This is a genomic window from Candidatus Nesciobacter abundans (assembly GCF_008189525.1).
Classification (GTDB): domain Bacteria; phylum Pseudomonadota; class Alphaproteobacteria; order CAJXXZ01; family 1604HC; genus Nesciobacter; species Nesciobacter abundans.
The window spans coordinates 181,339-202,294 of the sequence record NZ_CP043314.1 but is presented as its reverse complement, the minus strand read 5'-3'; the positions used below and the strand labels follow the sequence as shown (position 1 = coordinate 202,294).

13 protein-coding genes and 1 tRNA gene are annotated in these 20,956 nt (G+C 28.4%); 8 read left to right on the top strand and 6 right to left on the bottom strand.

Annotated elements, in window-relative coordinates:
• Positions 1 to 16: 16 nt before the first annotated feature.
• A complete protein-coding gene (gene topA / locus FZC36_RS00920; RefSeq protein ID WP_148972120.1) occupies positions 17 to 2,512 on the bottom strand; it encodes a type I DNA topoisomerase in 2,496 nt (831 codons plus the stop codon).
• A 99-nt stretch (positions 2,513 to 2,611) separates the two neighbouring features.
• On the opposite strand from topA, the gene FZC36_RS00915 reads away from it, so the two are divergent.
• Entirely contained in the window at positions 2,612 to 3,529 is a 918-nt protein-coding gene (locus tag FZC36_RS00915) for a hypothetical protein (protein WP_148972119.1), read from the top strand.
• Between the two features lie 28 nt (positions 3,530 to 3,557).
• Here the strand turns inward: FZC36_RS00915 and dprA are convergent, their stop codons facing one another.
• Entirely contained in the window at positions 3,558 to 5,093 is a 1,536-nt protein-coding gene (gene dprA, locus FZC36_RS00910) for a DNA-processing protein DprA (protein WP_148972118.1), read from the bottom strand.
• A gap of 350 nt (positions 5,094 to 5,443) precedes the next feature.
• Complete coding sequence (locus tag FZC36_RS00905) at positions 5,444 to 5,971, bottom strand: glycerol-3-phosphate acyltransferase (RefSeq protein WP_148972117.1); 528 nt, start codon at positions 5,969 to 5,971, stop codon at positions 5,444 to 5,446.
• A 244-nt stretch (positions 5,972 to 6,215) separates the two neighbouring features.
• Here FZC36_RS00905 and FZC36_RS00900 point away from each other — a divergent pair, with 244 nt between their 5' ends.
• From FZC36_RS00900 to FZC36_RS00870, 7 genes are all read left to right on the top strand, one after another.
• Positions 6,216 to 7,331 (top strand): hypothetical protein, encoded by a 1,116-nt coding sequence (locus FZC36_RS00900; protein WP_148972116.1) that lies wholly within the window; start codon positions 6,216 to 6,218, stop codon positions 7,329 to 7,331.
• The gene (locus tag FZC36_RS00895; RefSeq protein WP_148972115.1) at positions 7,331 to 8,479 is read left to right on the top strand and encodes a hypothetical protein; all 1,149 of its coding nucleotides are present in this window, start codon (positions 7,331 to 7,333) and stop codon (positions 8,477 to 8,479) included. The genes FZC36_RS00900 and FZC36_RS00895 overlap by 1 nt, the downstream gene beginning before the upstream one ends.
• A gap of 172 nt (positions 8,480 to 8,651) precedes the next feature.
• Positions 8,652 to 9,485 carry a glycine--tRNA ligase subunit alpha gene (locus FZC36_RS00890; RefSeq protein WP_148972114.1) on the top strand — a complete coding sequence of 278 codons (834 nt, stop codon included), beginning with the start codon at positions 8,652 to 8,654 and terminating at the stop codon, positions 9,483 to 9,485.
• A 52-nt stretch (positions 9,486 to 9,537) separates the two neighbouring features.
• Positions 9,538 to 12,075 (top strand): glycine--tRNA ligase subunit beta, encoded by a 2,538-nt coding sequence (locus FZC36_RS00885; RefSeq protein WP_148972113.1) that lies wholly within the window; start codon positions 9,538 to 9,540, stop codon positions 12,073 to 12,075.
• A gap of 116 nt (positions 12,076 to 12,191) precedes the next feature.
• On the top strand, positions 12,192 to 12,932 hold the full coding sequence (locus FZC36_RS00880; protein ID WP_148972112.1) for a hypothetical protein: 741 nt from the start codon (positions 12,192 to 12,194) through the stop codon (positions 12,930 to 12,932).
• A 134-nt stretch (positions 12,933 to 13,066) separates the two neighbouring features.
• The gene (gene ileS, locus FZC36_RS00875; RefSeq protein ID WP_148972111.1) at positions 13,067 to 15,769 is read left to right on the top strand and encodes an isoleucine--tRNA ligase; all 2,703 of its coding nucleotides are present in this window, start codon (positions 13,067 to 13,069) and stop codon (positions 15,767 to 15,769) included.
• 222 nt (positions 15,770 to 15,991) lie between these two features.
• A tRNA-Asp gene (locus FZC36_RS00870) sits at positions 15,992 to 16,065 on the top strand.
• Between the two features lie 238 nt (positions 16,066 to 16,303).
• On the opposite strand, the gene FZC36_RS00865 is transcribed toward FZC36_RS00870, so the two are convergent.
• From FZC36_RS00865 to cgtA, 3 genes are all read right to left on the bottom strand, one after another.
• Positions 16,304 to 17,857, bottom strand: a complete 1,554-nt coding sequence (locus FZC36_RS00865; protein WP_187440127.1) for a penicillin-binding transpeptidase domain-containing protein — start codon at positions 17,855 to 17,857, stop codon at positions 16,304 to 16,306.
• A 684-nt stretch (positions 17,858 to 18,541) separates the two neighbouring features.
• A complete protein-coding gene (locus FZC36_RS00860; protein WP_148972109.1) occupies positions 18,542 to 19,363 on the bottom strand; it encodes a hypothetical protein in 822 nt (273 codons plus the stop codon).
• Positions 19,364 to 19,686: 323 nt separating this feature from the next.
• Entirely contained in the window at positions 19,687 to 20,796 is a 1,110-nt protein-coding gene (gene cgtA / locus FZC36_RS00855; RefSeq protein ID WP_148972108.1) for an Obg family GTPase CgtA, read from the bottom strand.
• Positions 20,797 to 20,956: the final 160 nt, after the last annotated feature.

Genomic DNA, 20,956 nt, shown 5'->3' with positions numbered 1-20,956 from the left:
AATAATTATTACAGCTTTATTTCTTGTAAGATTTCCTAGGTTTCTTAGGTTTTTCTTTAGATTTCTGATCTATTTTCTTTTTTGATTCTGGGCTTTCTAATATTTCTAAGCAATCATCCCATGTAACTTCGAAAGGATTTCTCTTTTTAATGGAAATATAAACATTATTATATAACAAATGCGGACCAAACCTACCTATATCTACATGCACATCGTGATCGTTGTATTCTCCCATTTTCAATGGAAGGGATCTGATTTTTATAGCTTCTTCGAAAGTAATATTTTCTGGATTTCTGAATATTTTTGGCACAGGAATACGCTTAAATCCTTCATCTGATTTTTCTCCTATTTGTATATAATATCCATATGGCCCATGTTTCAAATTTATTTTCAAACCAGTTTCAGGGTCATCTCCTAAAACAGAATCAGAGTTTACAATTTTCAAAGCATTTTCCAAATTCATGTTTCCTGGATCTTTCATATTTTTAGGAAGTGCTATTCTTTTGAAATCTGTGTCAGATTTTTGCCCAATTTGTAAATAATACCCATAAGGTCCATATTTCAAAGCTATTGGCAAACCAGTTTTAGGATCGTCTCCCAAAATCATATCTGAATCAATTTTACTAGATGCAGATTTAGACCAATTACAATCAGGATAATTAGAGCAAGACAAAAATGCAGACCCCTTACCTACTTTCAACTCTTGCTTACCATCACTACACTTTGGACAATTTGGAATTTCATCTTGATCAAAGAAAAATTTTGTATAAGTAGAAGAAATATCAAGCATAACTGATTTAGGATCTAAATCGTCTGTTTTTTCTATATATTTCTCAAAATCCTTCCAAAATGTTTCTAATAATTCATGCAAATCTTGCTTACCATTAGCTATAGAGTCAAGCTTTTCTTCCATATCAGATGTAAAATCATTTTCTATGAATTTTTCAAAATTATTTTTCAAAAATCCAGTAACTAACCAACCTATCTCAGAAGGAATCAGAGTTTTCCTGTTTTTCGTTACATATCCTCTGTACTCTAAGGTGCTCAATATATTTGCATAAGTGCTTGGTCTACCAATACCATGCTCTTCTAGGTATTTTATAATCCCTGTTTCTGTAAATCTGTTAGGTGGTTTCGTTTCATGTTGGTTTATATTAACTTCATCACAACTTACAGAACCTTCCTTGCAATTCCATATAACCTGCTCTTCAGATTCTTCTTTGCCATAAACTTTTTGATATCCATCAAACTTAAGCTTTGAACCAGTAGATTTCCAAGCAGAACTTTTACTTTCTATATTTATGGTCATTTTATCATAAAGTGCGTGACTCATCTGAGATGCTACAGATCTATTCCATATCAATCTATATAATTTCAATGATTTTTCATCTAAATAATCCTGTACTTTTTCAGGAGTAAAATCAAATTTAGTTGGCCTAATAGCTTCATGAGCTTCTTGAGCATTTTTCGCCCTAGATTTATATTGATTCACAGACTTAGATACATAATTATTTCCAAAACTATCAGATATAAAATCTCTACACTCTTTTATTCCTTGATCAGATATCTTTACAGAATCAGTACGCATATAAGTAATCAAACCGATCACAGCAGAACCAACTTTAACACCCTCATAAAGTTTCTGAGCAACTCTCATAGTTTCATAAGGCTTCCAATCCAGTCTAGAAGCTGCTTCTTGTTGCATTGTAGATGTAATAAAAGGAGCTAATGGATTCCTTTTCTGTTCAGTTTTATCTATTTTAGAAACAGAGTATTCTTCTTTCTCTAAAACTTCCTTTGCCGCTTTTACAGAATCCTCTGTCCAAGAAAATTTCTCTATTTTTTCATTATTATAGTAATCTAAATCTGCTTCGAATGAATTTGTTTCTTGCACGAAATCTCCACTTATTGTCCAATAAGGTTTTGATTCAAAGTTTACTATTTCATTTTCTCTTTCAACAATTATTCTTAAAGCTGCAGATTGAACTCTACCAGCAGATTGAACCTTTTGGTTTGATCTACATGGCAATTTTTTCCATAGAACAGGAGATAAATTAAATCCAACCAAATAATCCAAAGCTTTCCTAGCCTTATATGCACTTACTAACTCATCATTTATAGATCTTAAGTTCTTTAAAGCATTTTTTACTTCATTTGGAGTAATAGAGTTAAATACCATTCTACTGAATTTAACATCTACTTTATTTTCTCTTAGAATTTGCACTATATGCCAAGAAATCGCCTCACCCTCTCGATCAGGGTCAGTAGCTAAAATAACTTCTTTACTCTTTTTCGCTTCATCTACAATTTTTTTAATAACTTCAGAAGCTGTACTAACATCTTCCCATTTCATTTTAAAATCTTTTTCTACATCTATAGATCCAGATTTTTTAGCAAGGGCTCTTACATGACCATAGCTCGCTATTACTTTATAAGGTCCGTTTTCAAATCCCTTAAGATATCCAGATATTGCAACAGCTTTCGTTGGTGACTCTACTATTATAAGTCTCATAAGAAGAATTAATGCACATATACAACATATAATCAATATGCTCTGTATAATCTAATGAAATTTGTTAGGTTTTTAATAATAATATGATATATTAAGATTATGTATATAAAAATTAGAAACAAGATAAAGAAATTTTTCCAAATTTTGACAATTTTTCTATCCTTTACAAACAGAGCTATAGCTGCAGTGCAAGAAAAAGAATTATTAACTGAAATTGAACATTCAAACATGCTTGAAGAGAAAGAATTAGAGTTTTCTTTTTTTGGAGATTTTGATCCTAATCAAGCTCCTTTACATGAAAAACAACTTCAAAGCACTGTTCTTCAAGTAAAAGATTACACTTCCATAAGTAAGTATTTCGCAGATCCAATTAGTAAGCCAGATCTGGAAGAAATAGAATACCAACTGATGCATACTGCAAAAATCCAAACAGGACATGAACAGATTGCAAAAGATTTCACAGAAACTGTTCTAGAATCACTCAAAAGCCCATTTCAATCTTCAACCAGTTTTTTTGCTAGAAAACAAGGTGATAAAGTAATTTTATTCTATACAGATGCCTCTGTTACATACGCTTCTATAGATTTGAAAAACGCAATTAAATTTATAAAAAGCATAGATGGAACTTATGTAATTAGCGAAGAAGCATTTTTTAAAAATTCTGCAGATCTCTATTTACAAGAACAGCAAGATAGGCCTGCATTAATGAACTACAACATTCCTGCACTCTATTTAAAAGGGGAAAATAAAACCTTAACTAAAGAAGTTGATGCGTTAAATACTAATACAGAAGCTGAAGAAAAAATGAGCCTTTATGTTTTGCTAAATTTCTCAACTTTATATAATTCAAGCGCCTTGTCTATTGAACAAATATTGGAAGAATTTGAAATGGAAATTACTGACCAAAGCAAGAAGTTTTTTAAAGAATCATTTGAAAAACTCAAACCCTATTCTACAAAAGATGTATTCAATCCAGAGAAATTAAAAAAGATTAAAGCAATGGCAAAACCCAAGTAAAAAATTTTAATTTAGATAAACCTGGAAATTAAAAAATTCTGGAAATTTTGTCTCCTACTAAATGCATTATTTTATCTTCCAGTTCTAATTCCACAAGAATGGATCTAATTTCGGAAGGAGGTAATTCCATTTTTTCTACAATACTTTCTATAGAAATAGCGCTAGATCCAATTAGGGATAATATATAATTCTTCAGATCTATCTTACTGCAAGATAAGATTTCACAACCTTTCTTATTAAAAGATAGAGCATCTTCATTAACATCTTCTGTGCTGAAAGGTAATGTGATATTTTTAAATATATGATTCTGCATATTTCCCTTGTTAACTTTACTATCTTTAGACTCTTCTTCAGAAATATTATGTTTTACATCTATTCCACAACGAGATTCATTAGAATCGGATTTGTTTTCTAAATCAGGAACATCCAAGCCATCTGAGTTAGGTATATTTTCTAAATTCTTTTTATTTAAATTATTAATTAGTAGCTCTGAATCAATATTTTCTGAATCACAACCCTTCGGCTCATTAATATTATCTTTTTTTTCAAACGAATTATTTTCACTAAATATATTCTTCACACTTTTTACACTACTACCTTTTACACTGTTAATTTCATGATTTGATTTATTTGTTAAGTCAGTTTCCAAGATTTTTCTTTCATTTTTTTCAGAATCCAAAAAAACATTCTTATTCTCAACATCATCTTCTGTAGGAATATTATCAACTATGTCGTATATATTTTCTACCAACACAGCACCTTCCTTCAACATCTTATTTGTGCCTCTTGATCTTGGATCTAAAGGACAGCCAGGAACAGCAAAAACCTCTCTACCATTTTCTAAAGCAAAGTCTACAGTAATTAGTGATCCAGATTTTAATCCAGCTTCTACCACCAAAACACCCAAACTTATCCCTGCTATTATTCTGTTTCTAGCAGGAAACAGATGTTGAGAAGGTGTAGTGCCAAACTTAACTTCAGAAACAAGTAAACCTTTTTTTGAAATCATATCAGACAAATGCATATTTTCACTTGGATAAACCTGATCTATTCCATTTGCAATAACTGCAATTGTGCCACTTCTTATAGATGCTTTGTGAGCAGCTGTATCTACTCCTCTAGCCAAGCCAGACACAGTAATATAACCTTTTTCACCTAAGCCTTTTGACAATCTTTCTGTTATTGCTTGGGTTTGTATTGAAGGATTCCTAGAACCAACTACAGCAAAAAACTTATCATTTTTCTCAAGCAAAGATAAATCTCCTTTTACTGAAAGAACTGGAGGGGCATCACGTAAATTTCTTAACAACGCAGGATATTTAGGGTCATTGAAGGTTATAATGTTTCCTCCAATTTTTTCTACATTCTCTAATTCTGCTCTGGCTTCAGATTCTAAAATCAGCTCTTTCTTATCGGATAACAAGCTTTTAGCTACATCATTTATACTTTTGTATCTTCTAAACAAATAATTACATGTTACAGGGCCTATATTTCTAGACCTTATAACTTGAATCCATTTAACCTTCTCTTCAATTGATATTTCTATATCAAAACTTTTATTCATAAATCCTTTCAGAAACAAGAATTAACAAGATATAATCCCATTTAATAAACTAGCACACATTTTTAATCAAGAATGTAAGAATTCGTACAACATAAGATTCTTAACTGTAAAAAAAATAAAACCAAAATATCTTTATAAATCAATAAGTACAATAAAACTTGTCACAAACCTTCTACACCACAATCAATAATAAATATACTTCATAACTTAAAACCTATTTAAAATAAGCAATCTAAACATGTGCATCCATTTGATTTTATTGCACATTTAAATTTACCGTACAACTTGAATTGTATCTATTTGATTTTTTTAATTATTCTATCTATAAATATTAACTCTAGTAATAGTTACTACAGTTCTTTATCCTTATTGTAAAAATTCTTATTCCAAAGCAAATGTCTCATTAAAATAATTAGTGAAATAATCAATAAAAAGCTAATACATTTTCCTACACATAAAACAAAATACAAATTCACTAACAAAAGACTGATATATGAAGAATGTGCTGGTCTAAAACCAATCCAAACACAAAATGCCCAAGTGAAAATGAAAATGAAAGCAATCTTACCAAAAAAAGCTAAACATATTCCAAAAAATACTGCCATTCCTTTTCCACCAGACCAAGGTGCAAACATATTACCTAGAACAACAAACATTCCGTAATAAAATATAGATCCAGAAAAAATAACAGAAAGTCCTTTTAATACATCAAAAATCCCTGTCAAAGAACCGACCATTTTTCCATTAACTCTCCAAGCATTACTAGTTCCTATATTTCCAGAACCAGCAAACCTCAAATCCTCTTTTCTAAACAAAAAAGAAATCAATCTTCCTGAAGGAATGGATCCTATCATAAAAAAAATAAACTCAAAAATCATCTTTCCCCTTTTATACTCTATTAAATATGCATCAATTATGTGGATTGTACAATAAAACAAATGCAAAAATTAAATAAATATACAAACAATTCGAAGTAATAGAAGATATTTAATTTAAAAATAAAAATTTCAACTTAAATTAAACTTCGAATAAAAATTTATTTTTAATTATTCTTATTGCTTAATTTATATTTAATATTTATTTAGTCTTTAAATAGAAGAATAGAGATAATATAGTAAAAGTATGAGACTATATGCTTCTGTAATTACAGTTCTTCTAGGAATGTTTTGTAAGAATTCTTTTTGCATGCCACAAGAAAATAAAACAAACATACAAATTGAATCTAATTCAATAAATACACATAGAAAAACAAAAGAAAACGCACTAAACATACCAAAATATGAAGATTACTTAATACTACTTTCGTACCAACCACAAACTAGATCTTACTGTCCTACAAAAGACAGCTCTACTACAAAAAGAAGATTTAAAAGATGGAATTTTAATTTTTTCAAGAGAAAAACAAGCTGCTCTAAAAAATCATATAAAACCCAAAATAATACTAACAATTCAAATCCGAGATTTAATCCGATCTCAGAATATAAATCAGATTTCGAGAGTATAAATCAGCTTAAAGAACATAACATCTCACTTCATAGCTTGAAAAATTCATTTCCATTTTATAGCTTAATATTTCCAAGAAAAGACAAAGGATTCCTAGCATACATATACTCTGTATCCTATTTCGTTAAAAGCAGAATAAAAGACTTCTCTTGCTATTGGAAATCGGAATACAAACAAGCAATGAATGTACGTTCTTTAATATCTACAGATATATATGGATTAATAAAAGCAGTGCATTTTACAAAAGCAATGTTAAAGCAACACAAGTCATTTCCAGACATAGAAGCTGTAAAAGATAATCAAGACTTAAAAATAAATCAAAACCCTGAAGAATATAGTGAAGAGTTCAAGCAAAACAAATCAGACATTAAAAATGGAATCGTGCATAAAACAGCAAGTTTTGAAAAAGAAGAATACGAAAATGAACATTTTAGTAGTTGCTATAGAAGAAGCAAAGCCGAAAAATGGTTAAAAGATGCAGAAATGTGGATCAAAGCTTATACAGAAGTAAGAAACGCAGAAAATCATGTTAGAAGCAAAATAAACGAAAATAGAATTAATAATGATAAAACTGATAACGATAACAAAACCTATAATGATTTAATAAATAAAAATAAGATTAACAGTAGAATGAATTATAGGGTCAGTAAAAATAATCATGAAATCAAAAATCAATCAGAATATACAAAAAATGACAACAATAAACAGTTAAAAATAGAAAGCAGAGATAAATAATGTTTTTTAAGATAATTTACAAACTTTTCAAACCATTACTGGTTTTAACATTCTTCGGATATATATTTTATCCGCTAAAGAATTTAGACATACAGTTCTTATCAGAAGAAAACATAGCGCTTACTGTGTGGGATGTATTTATGTATATAGTTTTGTTCTCAATGCTTTCTATTTATCTTACAAAGATGATGTTTTTTATTAAGAATTTCTTCAAATCCATAGGCAAATCTAGAGAAAAAAAATACCAAATAAAGGAGCATAATAAGTTAGCAAATCATGTAGTACTAAAAATTCTGGGAAACAAACCAGCTCCTCTGCTACAAATGAAAGATCCAGATCAAGCATATTTAATCTCAAGATTCTTGTTAAGTGACTGTAAAGATCTAGACATTGCATCAAAGATAGATAAAACACTAAAAACAAAGGCTTTACGTACATTTGTAAAAGCAAATGAAACATATGAAGACAAAAATTATGAAGAATCATTGAAGCATTTTGAATATTTAGTAATGAACTTTAAAGTAGGAAAATATATTTATGATTATTTCATAAACTGCTTAATTATAAATAAGAACTTCGACAAGGCAATTGAAATACTAAAAGAAATGCTAAGAGACAACTTAATAGTCAAAAATGCATATTTACAAAAAAAATCATTAGTTCTTTTAGAACACTATAAAACAACGAAAGATGTACAGAAAATAGAGCATGCATTTGAAATAAACCCAAACAATGAGGATATTGTTAATGAACTAATCTTAACAAAAAGAAATAAGAATCAGAAATTAGAAATAATAGAAGCATTTTGGAGAAAAAACCACTCTATTAAGCTAGGAATTTACTATTTAAAGCTGATTGACAAAATAGATTCAAAGCAATTCAGTATGGTAGAGAATTTAGTATCTAAGTTTGAAAATGAATTAAGTTCACTTGTTATTTTAACTAAAGCTTCTATAGATTTTGGGATATTTAATTCTGCAAAGAATTACGCATCAGAAATTTTCAAAAAAGATCCAATACTAGGTCATATTTTCGAAATGTTAATTTGTATTAAAAAAGAAAAAAACATAGATATAACACTTTTAGAATCTTTGGAAAGAGAGATTTTACATAAATTAGAAAATATAAAACATATTAAACAAAATTAAAACTTTCATTAACAAGTTTAATTAACAACTGACATAGATAAGAGCTGTAAAAAGGATATTCTAGCAAGAATTAAAGTGATTTTTATACTTTGATTACAATTTGATTACAAATCCTAAATAAGATTTTGAACTCAGAGCTGTTTTTTATTAATCCATGAAGTAAAATAAACAAATGAACAAACTATCTTTCAATCAAATAATAGAAAAATTATCTGATTTCTGGTGCAAACAAGGATGTACGTTAATACAGCCATGGGATACAGAAATAGGAGCTGGTACTTTCCACCCTGCTTTTATACTTTCTAAAAAAACTAACATAGCATTTGTACAACCTTCAAGACGACCTCAAGATAGTAGAAAAAACAGTCCACACAGACTTTTCAAACACCATCAATTTCAAGTTCTTATAGAGCCAATTCCAGAAAACATGCAAGATTTATTAATGCAAAGTTTTGACATTTTAGGTCTTTCTTCAAGCAATTATGAACTAAAGTTTATAGGAGATGAATGGAAAAGCCCTAGCCTAGGATCATTCGGAAAAGGAACTGAAATATGGGCAAATGATACAGAAATATGTCAATTCTCTTATTTCCAACAAATAGCAGATAAAGAGCTTGAGAAACCTATAGTAGAAATAACTTATGGTTTGGAAAGAACAGCTATGATAATACAAGATTTAAATAATTGGAGAGAAATAGAAGTAAATAATGGACAAAAATACAGTGAAGTATTTTTTGGAGATGATGAGTTTAGTGAAGTTTCTAGTAATATATATGATACAGAAAGTCTAAGAAATCTATTTGAAATTTATAAAAAGAATTGTGAACTATTTTTAATCAAGAAATTTGCTTATCCAGCTTATGAAGCGTTTTTGAAAATGAGTAATGTTTTTAATATACTTGAAGCCCGAGGTGGTTTTAGTAAAACTCAAAGAGTAGAGAGAATAGCTATGATTAGAAATTATTGTATACAGTGCGTTGAGTGTTACAATAGCTATAAAAACTAACATTTTTTACGATTTTACGACAAAATATAAAAATTAATACAGGGAACAAAATATGAATAATCACAATAAAACATCAGAACATAATCTTATAAACAAAGATTCAAATTCTTTATCAAAAGATTCAAAAGGTCACGTCCTAAATACTATAGAAAACATAGATAAAATCCTAAACACAGAAAATGAAAATTCAAATGAATGGATTGTAGAGTTTTCACAAGAATCCATACCAAATAGCTCCCAGACCTTTTTATCAAAATGGAATGAATGTATATCAAAAGCCCTTGTTTCTCAACATATAAAAGGATTCAATACAACCTCATATATCACTAAAAACAAACTTGTTTCTCATGTTACGAACTTACCATTTGCAGTACAAAAAGATTCAGAAGAAATAAAAGGACCAAAAAAAGAAATTGATAAAAATATAGTAGAAAAATTCCTAAATAAATATGATAAGAAAAAAACAGATTTATATGAAAAAAATGGATTTTTGTATATAAAAAAAACCTATGAGAGCAATCCAATAAATGAAATTTTGTATGAAGTGACAAAAGAATCAATAAAAACAATGAAATGGAACGAATTCATGCGTTGGACAGAAAAACAACCATGGATAAGGCCTGTAAGAAGAATAGTGTCTCTATTAAATGGAATGCCACTCCTTTGGTACTTTAACGAATTTGAAATAACTACATCACAAAGTTTTTTGTACAATCTGAAAGAAAAGACAGAATTTCATGCAAATTCTTTCAAGGATTACTTGCAAAAACTAGCTAAGAAAAATATATTCTTAACTTTGTCTGAAAAAGTTGAAAAAGTCGAATCTGAAATTTCTAAAATTGCCAATGCCAGCTCTGCAAGCTGTAATCACAATGCTTCTAATGAATCTAATTTATGTAACTCGGATTCAAAGGATTCAAATAAACCTAATGAAGAATTTTGCATACAAGATTACAAAACCAAATATTATTCTAAAGAAGATTTAGAATACATTTCTGAAGAAGCTGAATCTATTTTCGTTCATAAAGCACAATCACCTAAAACCAATCTACCTGATCAAATTATATATGAGGTTATAAAAGGAAATATGCATATACCTTTGTTTGAGAAAAGCAAAGTAAGTGAAATGAATATTAATGTAGATCAAAATTCAGATCAAAAAAATCTTTGTAAAGAGAATAATGATACACAAATTAATGATAACAATCTAAATTTGCAAAATAATATAAAGAAGGTTCACTCAGCAGAATTAAAGAAAGGTTATAAGCTACACAGTGAATTTATAGTAGTCTCAGAAAAAGAATGCAATAAATTTATAATATCTCAAAAAACAAAATCTCTAGCAGCTAGATTAAATGATATGGAATTTTTCTGGGAAAAAGATTGCTCTACTTCAGTAGAATCATATTTAAAAAAACTTGCACAAACTACATTTTTTGATTCATTAGGTTCGTTAGGACAGAAACAAGAAAGAGTTTCTAATTCTATAGCATATGTAATGAAGATTCTTGAAAAGCAGATAGAAAAAATAAATTCCAACACAAAATTAAACTTAAGCACAATATTACTAGGAGATTCAGAATATAAAACATTACTTAAAGCTTCTGAACTTTACCAAGTTGAATTATGTATGGGCTGTTTAGATGAAATAAATGGATTAAGAGGCCATTTATCAGAAATTTTCTTTTCACAACATGAAAAAATTAACTGCAATAATAATGAAAATATAACAAATCAGAAAAATGATAATGAGCCTCTTGAAATAAAAAATAGTAACCATGACATAAACATAGAAACTGTAGGAAAAATCATCAAAAACTCAATCTTGACTAAATCAGAACAAAATCTTGAAAGTGCGATTTTAGGGTTCATTGATAGATTGGATACTATAATAGGGTTTATAGGAAAAGGATTCACACCAACAGGATCATCAGACCCTTTAGGAATTAGACGTAAAGCGCTTGAGTTAGTTGATTTAGGTTTTTATTTAAATCAAGAATTAATCTGTAAAATTAGCAATGAAAAATCTGAACTAGTAAACAAATTCCCTGATTTACATGCTTTAATTGATTTTCTAAGTAATGAATATGAGAATCAAGGAATCACACTGCACAAAACAAAAGATGTAATTCCATTTATAGAAAAAAGAATTGAATATTTAAATACAAAAGAATTTAACAAGTTGAATAATGTAAGCAAATTGATACACAAATCAGATTATTTCTGGAATTCTAAAAATAAATTAAATGAAATAGATCTATTTAACAAAAATGGGAAATTAAGTGAAGTAGTATCAATCTATAAAAGATTAAACAATATAAATTTAACGAAATCAGAAAAACCAAATAAGTTCGAAAATTACAAAACAGTAAATATAGAAATTCCAGAAAATCTTGCAGATTTCTCTAGCTATCCTTCTCTGTTACATTTACTTAAATCTGAATTGAATTTAGAGAATCTGTACCATATATCAAAAGAAGTAGAAGAAATATTTGAAAATGTTTTTATATCTGAGGATAAAAATGTACAAAAAATCCTAGGGTTATGTATAGATAAATTAGAAGCGTACTGTAATTTCGGAAAATTATAAAATATTATAAATTTCTAATTCTATATAAGCAATATTTAGTTTACAATTAGGTATATAAATAAGAATGGAGAATTATTTTGTTAAATAAATCAATATGCAAAGAAACAAGGAATATATTGTCAATTTTTTTATGTTTTACATTAAATATCAAATCTGAAATCACTTTTGATGAAGAATTTGGTTCTAGTGTTTCTAGTTTTGTACAAGATCTGCAACAAAAAACTGATAAAAAAGATGTTAACGACCCTAAAAAGAAATCTTACGAAGATTTTATAGACACTGTAGAAAAAACTATTGGATCAAAATCTGATGAATTATCAAAAAAGTTACACTGTACTGGAAATGCATTTTGTAGGGTAAATTCTGGAAACAAAGTAACTTTGTATGTAAATTTTATGAATCACAACGAAAATTCTGATATACCAAGCTCAAATGATGGGTATAAGCCTAATTTCAAATATATATCATTAGACATGGAAGCTATAAAACCTTACTTAAAGGTAATAGAAGGTAAAACATGCATCATGTTAGATGCTTTTATAAATAATCTTGAAAAGTTATTTGAATGCACTGAAGAAATAATTCTTCAGGATAAATACAATTACATATTTATAGATCAAGGAACTAAAATTTTCCTTTATGCGAATGAATACGCAATAGATGATATGGCAAATAAGCTCGGAGATGATTATTACTTATTTATAGATCCTTTATATAACTTAGCTGAATATAGTGAAAGCATAAATAAACTAAAAGAATTCTCAAGAACAAAACTTTATGAACAGAAAAATATAAAAGATAATATAGATTTGAGGTCTGAAGAAACGGAAGAGATGCAAGAAGAGGAATCAGCATAAAAATCAGAAGAAATTAAAAGAGCAGTTATTAATCACTCTTTGAAATGCCTATTATCTAAATACTATAAATGAATTAACCAGCTAAAATTTCTATAAACCTTGTCCTTCATTTTTTTTGATGTATCATTTCTTTGATGTCTTATCCGGTACTATTGCCAAAAACTAAATTTTCTCTGATTCCTAGAGATTATAATTTATCCATAGATTTTTGGAATAAAATTGATTTATACAAAATATTAAATGAAGTAAATGAAGAACCATTTATTCTGCATGATGGACCTCCTTTCGCAAATGGAAACCCTCATATGGGGCATGCTGTAAATAAAATCATGAAAGATATTTTCAACAAAATGATGATCATGAATGGAAAGAAACTAGTTTTTGTACCAGGATGGGATTGCCATGGATTACCAATAGAATCTGCTGTAGAATCTGATTTAAAAAAACAAGGAAAACGCAGGTCTGATATATCTATAAAAAAGTTTAGAGAACTGTGTAAAGATTTCGCCAATAAATGGATAGATGTACAAATGGATGGGTTTAAGAAAATGGGAGTCACAGCTGATTTTGAAAACCCTTATAAAACAATGGATAAATCTAGCCAAATGTCTATCTTAGATGAATTCCATAAATTTGTAGAGCAAGATTATGTATACAGAGAAAACAAACCAGTTATGTGGTCCTGCGATGAGGGAACAACCTTAGCTGAAGCTGAAATAGAATATATGAACAAGAAAAGCAACGCAATTTATGTTGCATTTAAAGTTCTAGAAACTTCTGTAAAAGAATTAAAAGATTCAGAAATTATAATCTGGACTACAACACCTTGGACATTGCCAGCAAACCGAGCAATATCATATGGAGATTTTGATTATTCTATTCTAGAAATAAATTTATCAAATAAAAAAAGAAAAGTAGTGGTAGCTGAATCCATTTGCGATGATTTTTTGAAAAAAACAAATATAACAGAATATTCTAAAATCACAACAATAAAGTCCTCTGATTTAAAAAATTGTATCTGTGCACATCCTATGAATGATATAGGGTTCGATTATAATATTCCATTAATCTTTGGAGAGCATGTAACATTAGATCAAGGTACAGGTTTGGTACATACTGCTCCAAGTCATGGTGAAGAAGACTTTCATGCAGGTAAAAAATACAATCTACTCATAGAAAATTTAATAGATGAAAAAGGATTTTTTACTAAAACACATTTTAAGGGTAAAAATATAAAAGAAGTAGAAAAACTATCTATAGAACATTTACAAAATAATGGACAGTTAATTTTTCATGAAAATATCGTACACTCTTACCCTCACTCTTGGAGATCAAGAACACCTTTGATTTACAGATTAGCTCCTCAGTGGTTTTTGAAAATAAAAGATTTAAGAGAAAGAGCCCTTGATTCTATAGATTCTGCAAGATGGATACCAGAGTCTGGGAAGCAGAGATTCGTTTCCATGCTTAAAAACAGGCCAGACTGGTGCATATCTAGGCAAAGAGTTTGGGGAATACCAATTTGCATAATGTACAATCCAGATACAGGAGAAATTCTAAAAAACAAAAAAGTTTTAGAAAAAATAAGATCATATGTAAGCGAAAATGGGCTTGATTCATGGTGGACAAATGCAGAAGAAATTTCAAAAGAATACCCTGGATATATCCCAGCTTATGATATTTTGGATGTATGGTTTGAATCCGGAGCAAGTCAGGCATATGTACTAAAGAAAAACATAGGATTCCCAGCAGATATGTATTTTGAAGGGTCTGATCAACATAGAGGATGGTTCCAGTCTAGTACATTACAATCATGCAGGGATGAAGCTGTGCTTCCGTTTAAGAATCTTGTAACACATGGATTTGTAACAGATAAACAGGGCAGAAAAATGTCTAAATCTCTTGGAAATGGTGTAGACCCAATGGATATTATAGAAAAATATGGACCTGATGCTTTAAGGTTATGGGTAGCAGACCACGATTATACAGAAGATCTTAAATGGAATAACTCACATCTAAACAGAGTAAAAGATATAGAAAAAAGACTTAGAAACTCAATAAAATTTTTAATTGGAAACATAATATATGTTGATAAAATCGCAGATTATAGTGAAATGGCATTTTTGGAAAAATGGATTTTAAGTAAAGTTTACGAAATAGATCAGTCATTTGATAAATCATGTAAAAATTTCTCAATACATAAATTTTTGAAAGAAGTGTATTTATTCTGCACAGTAGATTTATCAGCTTTTTATTTCGACATAAGAAAAGATACATTATATTGCGATGATCCAACAGAAACACTTCCCAACTCTGTCAGAAATGTTTTAAGTATAATCTTACAATTCATATTAAAGTGGCTTTCTCCATTCATACCATTTGCTACTGAGGAAGCTTGGGCAGAATTAGGATATGATAGTAGTTTTTTTGAATCTAAAAAAATAAAAGCTGAAACACGATGGCTAAATAAAGATTTACTATCACAAATGAAAAGAATTAGAGATATAAGAAGCGTTGTAACAGGTGCAATTGAAATTCTAAGAGAAAAGAAGGAAATAAACTCTAGCTTAGAGTCAGATGTAACTGTTTATTTCAGGGATTCTGATATGAGGTTCATAGATCACATTACAGAAATATGTATAATTTCCAAAATGCAATGCTCTAGAATAAATGATGATGTAGATGAAAGTCTATTTTCATTAGAAGGAATTGATGATGTGAAAGTTTCTGTAAAGAGAGCTGAAGGAAGTAAATGTGGGAGATGCAAGAAAATTCTTAAAGAAGTGGATGAAATTTGCTTAAGGTGTAAGAAAGTCCTAGAAAAACAAGAGTGTTAGTTTTATAAGAAATGAATTCTAATATTAAATTCTAATATATGATAATAGGTATGAATTAAATGCCTATTAAAAATATAAAATGTAATATTATTCAGTAAAACATTGAAGGATTTTACAAAAAATAACATCTATAAATCAACATAAAAAGCCACCAAATTTTTACAATAAATCTCTTATACTCTTTTAAAAAAAGAAACTATAATGTATGATTCTTATACAAACGGGGGTGTAGCTCAGTTGGTTAGAGCGTCGGCTTGTCACGCCGAAGGTCGCGGGTTCGAGTCCCGTCACTCTCGTTTTGTTTACAAATTCTTAAAAATTCCTATATTAAAATATTTACAAAAATCATTCACATCAATTTATAGTATCTTTTTAAAAAGAAAGTTTTAATTATAATCCAAAACTAGCAAGGTAAAAATAAAAAACACGATAATTAGAAATCATACTGTAATTGGGATTTATACTAAAAACAATTTCATTTATGTAATTTTTTTATGTAGGAAAATTAATATAGAGTAATTTTATACTCAAATTTCACAAAATAGATTCTATGTACTTTGATAATCTTATAGCTATGCTTTTAGCTAAATTATCATGCTCAGTAACTACAGTTATACAATATCTAGGATTATCTGATGGCAAATATCCACAAAACAAACTGTGCTCTCTACGTTCCCATTTCTTCTTATGTATGCTTAATCCATATTCTTCTTTCGAAAGCCTGCAAACCTGAGCAGTACCAGTTTTCCCACCCATATCTGGCTTCTTATTTATGATCCAAGCATAGTGTGCCGTTCCCTTGCTCTTTTGAAGAACATTTTTCATGGCAAGTCCCAACATTTCTATATTCTTAACAGAAAAAAGCGGTTTTTCATTTTCATCATTATTTTCAAATTTCATTTCAGAATTTTCATTCTTTAAAATCTTAAGATCTAGATTTGAGTTACTAAGAAATCTATTCATCATTAAGGTAAGCTCTAGCGGAGTGCATTGAAAAAAACCTTGCCCGATTAAAGTTAATAGCTTTTCATATAAGTAATATCTTTTCTTTTCTATGAAAAAACCTTTTTTCTCATTATGCATAACATCTATTTTTGATTGGAATCCCAATTTTCTGAGAAAATTCAAATAATCTATTAAATCTACCTTCTTAGACATAGTATAAAAGTATATGTCACATGATTCAGATATAGCTTTTTGTAAATTTATATTCTGCCCATGAGATTTCCAACACTTAAATGTATGGTTTCCTAATGTAAATTCTCCATCACAATTTACAGTAGTATTTTCATCAACTATATTATTTTCTAGCAAATAAAGTGTCGCAAAGATTTTCATTATTGATCCTATTGGGTATAATCCTGAAGAAACTCTATTTAACAAAGGATTGTCTCTGTTTTTTATATGATCGTTCCAATCTTGATTGAAATTATTCGTATCCACAGAAGGATGAGAAGCAGAAACAAGGATTTCTCCAGTTTTCAAATCTGTCACCAAAACACATCCTATTCTAGTTTCAGAAATCAATTCATAAGCTTTATTTTGCATGCTCATACATATAGAAAGCTGTACAGGAGGATTCTGTTCTGGATTCAAAGTTGCTTTTCTAGATAAAATCTCACCAAATGCATTTACTTTCATTTGTTCAATTCCTTCTTTTCCTTTTATTTTATTTAATAGAAATGACTCTAATCCAGAGCTTAATTTTCTATTTTCTGTAACCAAATTCCCTATCAAATTTGCAACAGATTTAAATATATATACCCTTTTATAGTCTTGTTTTGTGTATACCTCTGGTATATCTAACCTCTCTATTAAACAAAGCTCTTCCCAGTTTATATTTCTCTTTAGAATGTGCGAGAAATTATACTTATTAATTTTTATATCAGGAATAAATTCCTTTATTTTATTTGTTATTTCTAAATATCTTTTTCTTTTATTAGTAGAAATTATCAAATCAAATTTATGTATATTATCAGCGATTATAGTGTTATTCCTATCACAAAAAATAGCTCTAGGGGGTTCTATTTTCCTTTCTACAGTAAAATTCTTCATAGACATGTCGAAGTACTTCTTACCTTTAGACACTTGTACATAAAAAAACCTAATAAAAAGACAAAATATAAGCAAAGAATGAAAAATGAAAAACACTTTTAATTTGTAGTTCTTTTCCATATAAGTTATTTATAAGCCTTTATTTTTAAACGGATATTCAAAAAACAGGTATAAAAAACCATAGTTATTAAATAAGTACATAAATAGTTTTGCAACAGAATACCAGCAGAAATCCCTAAATATCCTGATATCAAAAAATATATACTCCTCATTGTCAAAAAGTGGAAAAATTTCATTCCATATGCTTGTACAATATATGCAGAAATAAAATCAAATAAAATATCGAAAATGAATAAATTATTTGTAATAAAATAATTAAGTAAAATATAAACAGTGTATATTGAATATAGCTTTATATTTTTAGCTCTATTCCTATTTAATAATACAAACATAAGCATTGATTTCAAATCTATGGATACACCTTGAAAGCAAACAAAAACGTAGTTCACCAGATCACAAAAATAATTTAAGTAATTATACATTGCAAACATTATACATAATATCTGCAGATTAAGTTATTCCTGCAAACAAATAAAACCAAAATGCTAGATAAAAGAAGTATTTTAAATGTGCAAAAACTTAAATGGGAAAATTGAATTAAAATTAAATTTCTGCTTAAATAAAAAATTTAATCTATATTTCAAGTCTGTACCAATACTAGAATCCATCTATATTAGTTAATTTTATTTTTGCGTTATTATAATCAAAGTAATCTCCATCTTTTTCTATTGTTTGTCTGATAATATCAGACCTAAATAAATTTTCTGTTACAAAATCCTTAGCACTATAATCTGCAACAAAAATAAATGGATCAATTTCAATTTCTTGATCTTTAAAGCTTTCTAAGCTATCTAATAAACCATTCTTTATAGTGAAATATTTATAATCTCCAGAACTAGAATCATCTTTTTCTAGAATAATAATTGGAGTATTAAAATTATTTCCTGTATAAGAAACTGTACTTTTTTTAATCTTATCCATATTGTCAAGAAAAGCATGGACAGTTATAAAAACCTGCCCATCATAAGATCCTAAATACCCTTTAGATCTGGCATCACTAATTGGAAGTAATATGGATCTAAATGTCATGCCTGAGCCCTCTTCTTCAGGAATTTCATCGTTTGCATTTTCTTTTATGAATCTATGCGTATTTAAATATAAAACAAGATCATTTCCTTTTACTCTGCAAAATGCTCTTGCCGTACATTGCAATTGAACAATCTTTTCATTATCATCGCTTATTATTAAAGATTTTCTTAGTGTTTCAATAAATTCGTCATATCTTTCTTTTGATTCTGGGTTTTGCTTAGTATAAGAATCAGCTTGGGCGTTCATAGATTCTAAAAACCCATTACTTAACCCTTCATACTCTCTATTAAAAATAACTTCTTTAGAGTATATTTTAAAACAGAATAAAAAAATAATTTGTGTTTGAAAAATAAATTTTGAAATTCTTATTATATTTTTTAAAATAAACATGAATCCCTCCTTTTTGAAACTTTTCATATTTTAAGCATATAAATGCCATTGGTAGAAAATATGAGCGTAAGATTTATAATACTTAAATAAGAATTACATCACTGAGAGATAATTAACTTAAATATAAGCATGTTTGATTAATAACTTAATCAATAAGTTTAAAATTAAAATTAAATAATGTAATTAAATTCATGTAATTTTTTTATGATTTTTCTTATTATCCGCCAAATTAACAATCTTTACCTTAATTTTTATTATTAGTTAATTAAAATCTGAGAATAACTACTAAATTCTTATTTCTAGAAATATTTTTACTCTATTTTCTACTCTGTATAATCAAAAGTTTCATCACAAGATTCAAGGTCATTATCATCATTTTCTGATTGATCTACATTTTCTTTCTTATCTTCACTTAACTCTTTTAATTCTTGTTCTTCATTTTTCTTGTACTCTATATTTAGATCACAAACATAATCTAACAAATCATTTAAGCTATTCTTTTCGAATGAAGATATACAAAATATCTTTTCATGCTTGGAGCTTACTTTCTTTAATAAATCTTCTAAATAATCTTTTTCGACTAAATCACATTTAGAAAGGCAAATACATTTAGTTTTCTCAAGCAGCTTAGGGTTGTACTGTTCAAGTTCAGATACTATGCTATCTATATTTTTTTCCACATCAGCATCTGAGCAATCTACCAAATGCAAAAGTATTTTACATCTTTCTATGTGACGTAAAAATTCATGCCCCAATCCTTTTCCTTTGTGAGCATCTTTTATTAGCCCAGGTATATCTATAAATAGAATGCTTTGATCTTTATGTTTTACTGCCCCTAATTTAGGAACAATTGTACTAAAAGGATAATCTCCAATAATCACATTTGCTCCAGAAATGATATGCAAAAGTGTAGATTTTCCAGCATTAGGTAAACCTATTATTCCAACATCAGCAATCTGTTTCAGAACTAACTCTAATTCAAATTTTACACCTTTTGCTCCATCAGTACATATTCTTGGTGCTTGTAAATCTGGCTTAGCAAATCTTGTATTTCCTAATCCTCTTTTACCACCTTTAGCAACTAAAACCTCTTTAGGGTTCATTATTTCATATTTCAAAATTCCATCTTCATAAATTTGAGTACCAAAAGGAACAGCTATTTTTAAATCTTTACCAGATTTTCCAGTACAATTACAAGAAGATCCATTTTTACCATTTTCAGATTTCCAATGTTTTTTATACCTAAAATCAATTAAGTTATTTAAATTATGGTCTCCATAGAAATATAAATCTCCACCTCTTCCACCATCTCCGCCATCTGGTCCTCCATTTGGCTCTTTACTTTCTCTCCTAAAACTTACACAGCCATTTCCACCATTGCCTGATTCAACAACTATATTAACTTTATCTACAAAAACTGTCATCGAGTACATTATATTACAAAATAATCAAAAATGCTGATTAATACTTATGAATAGTAATGTTGGTGGATATTTTTAATATGAAGACAAACTCACTTACATATTGACTCACATTTTAACCACTTGAAATGCTATATAATAAGCAATTTATTTTTATAATTAACTTTTAACA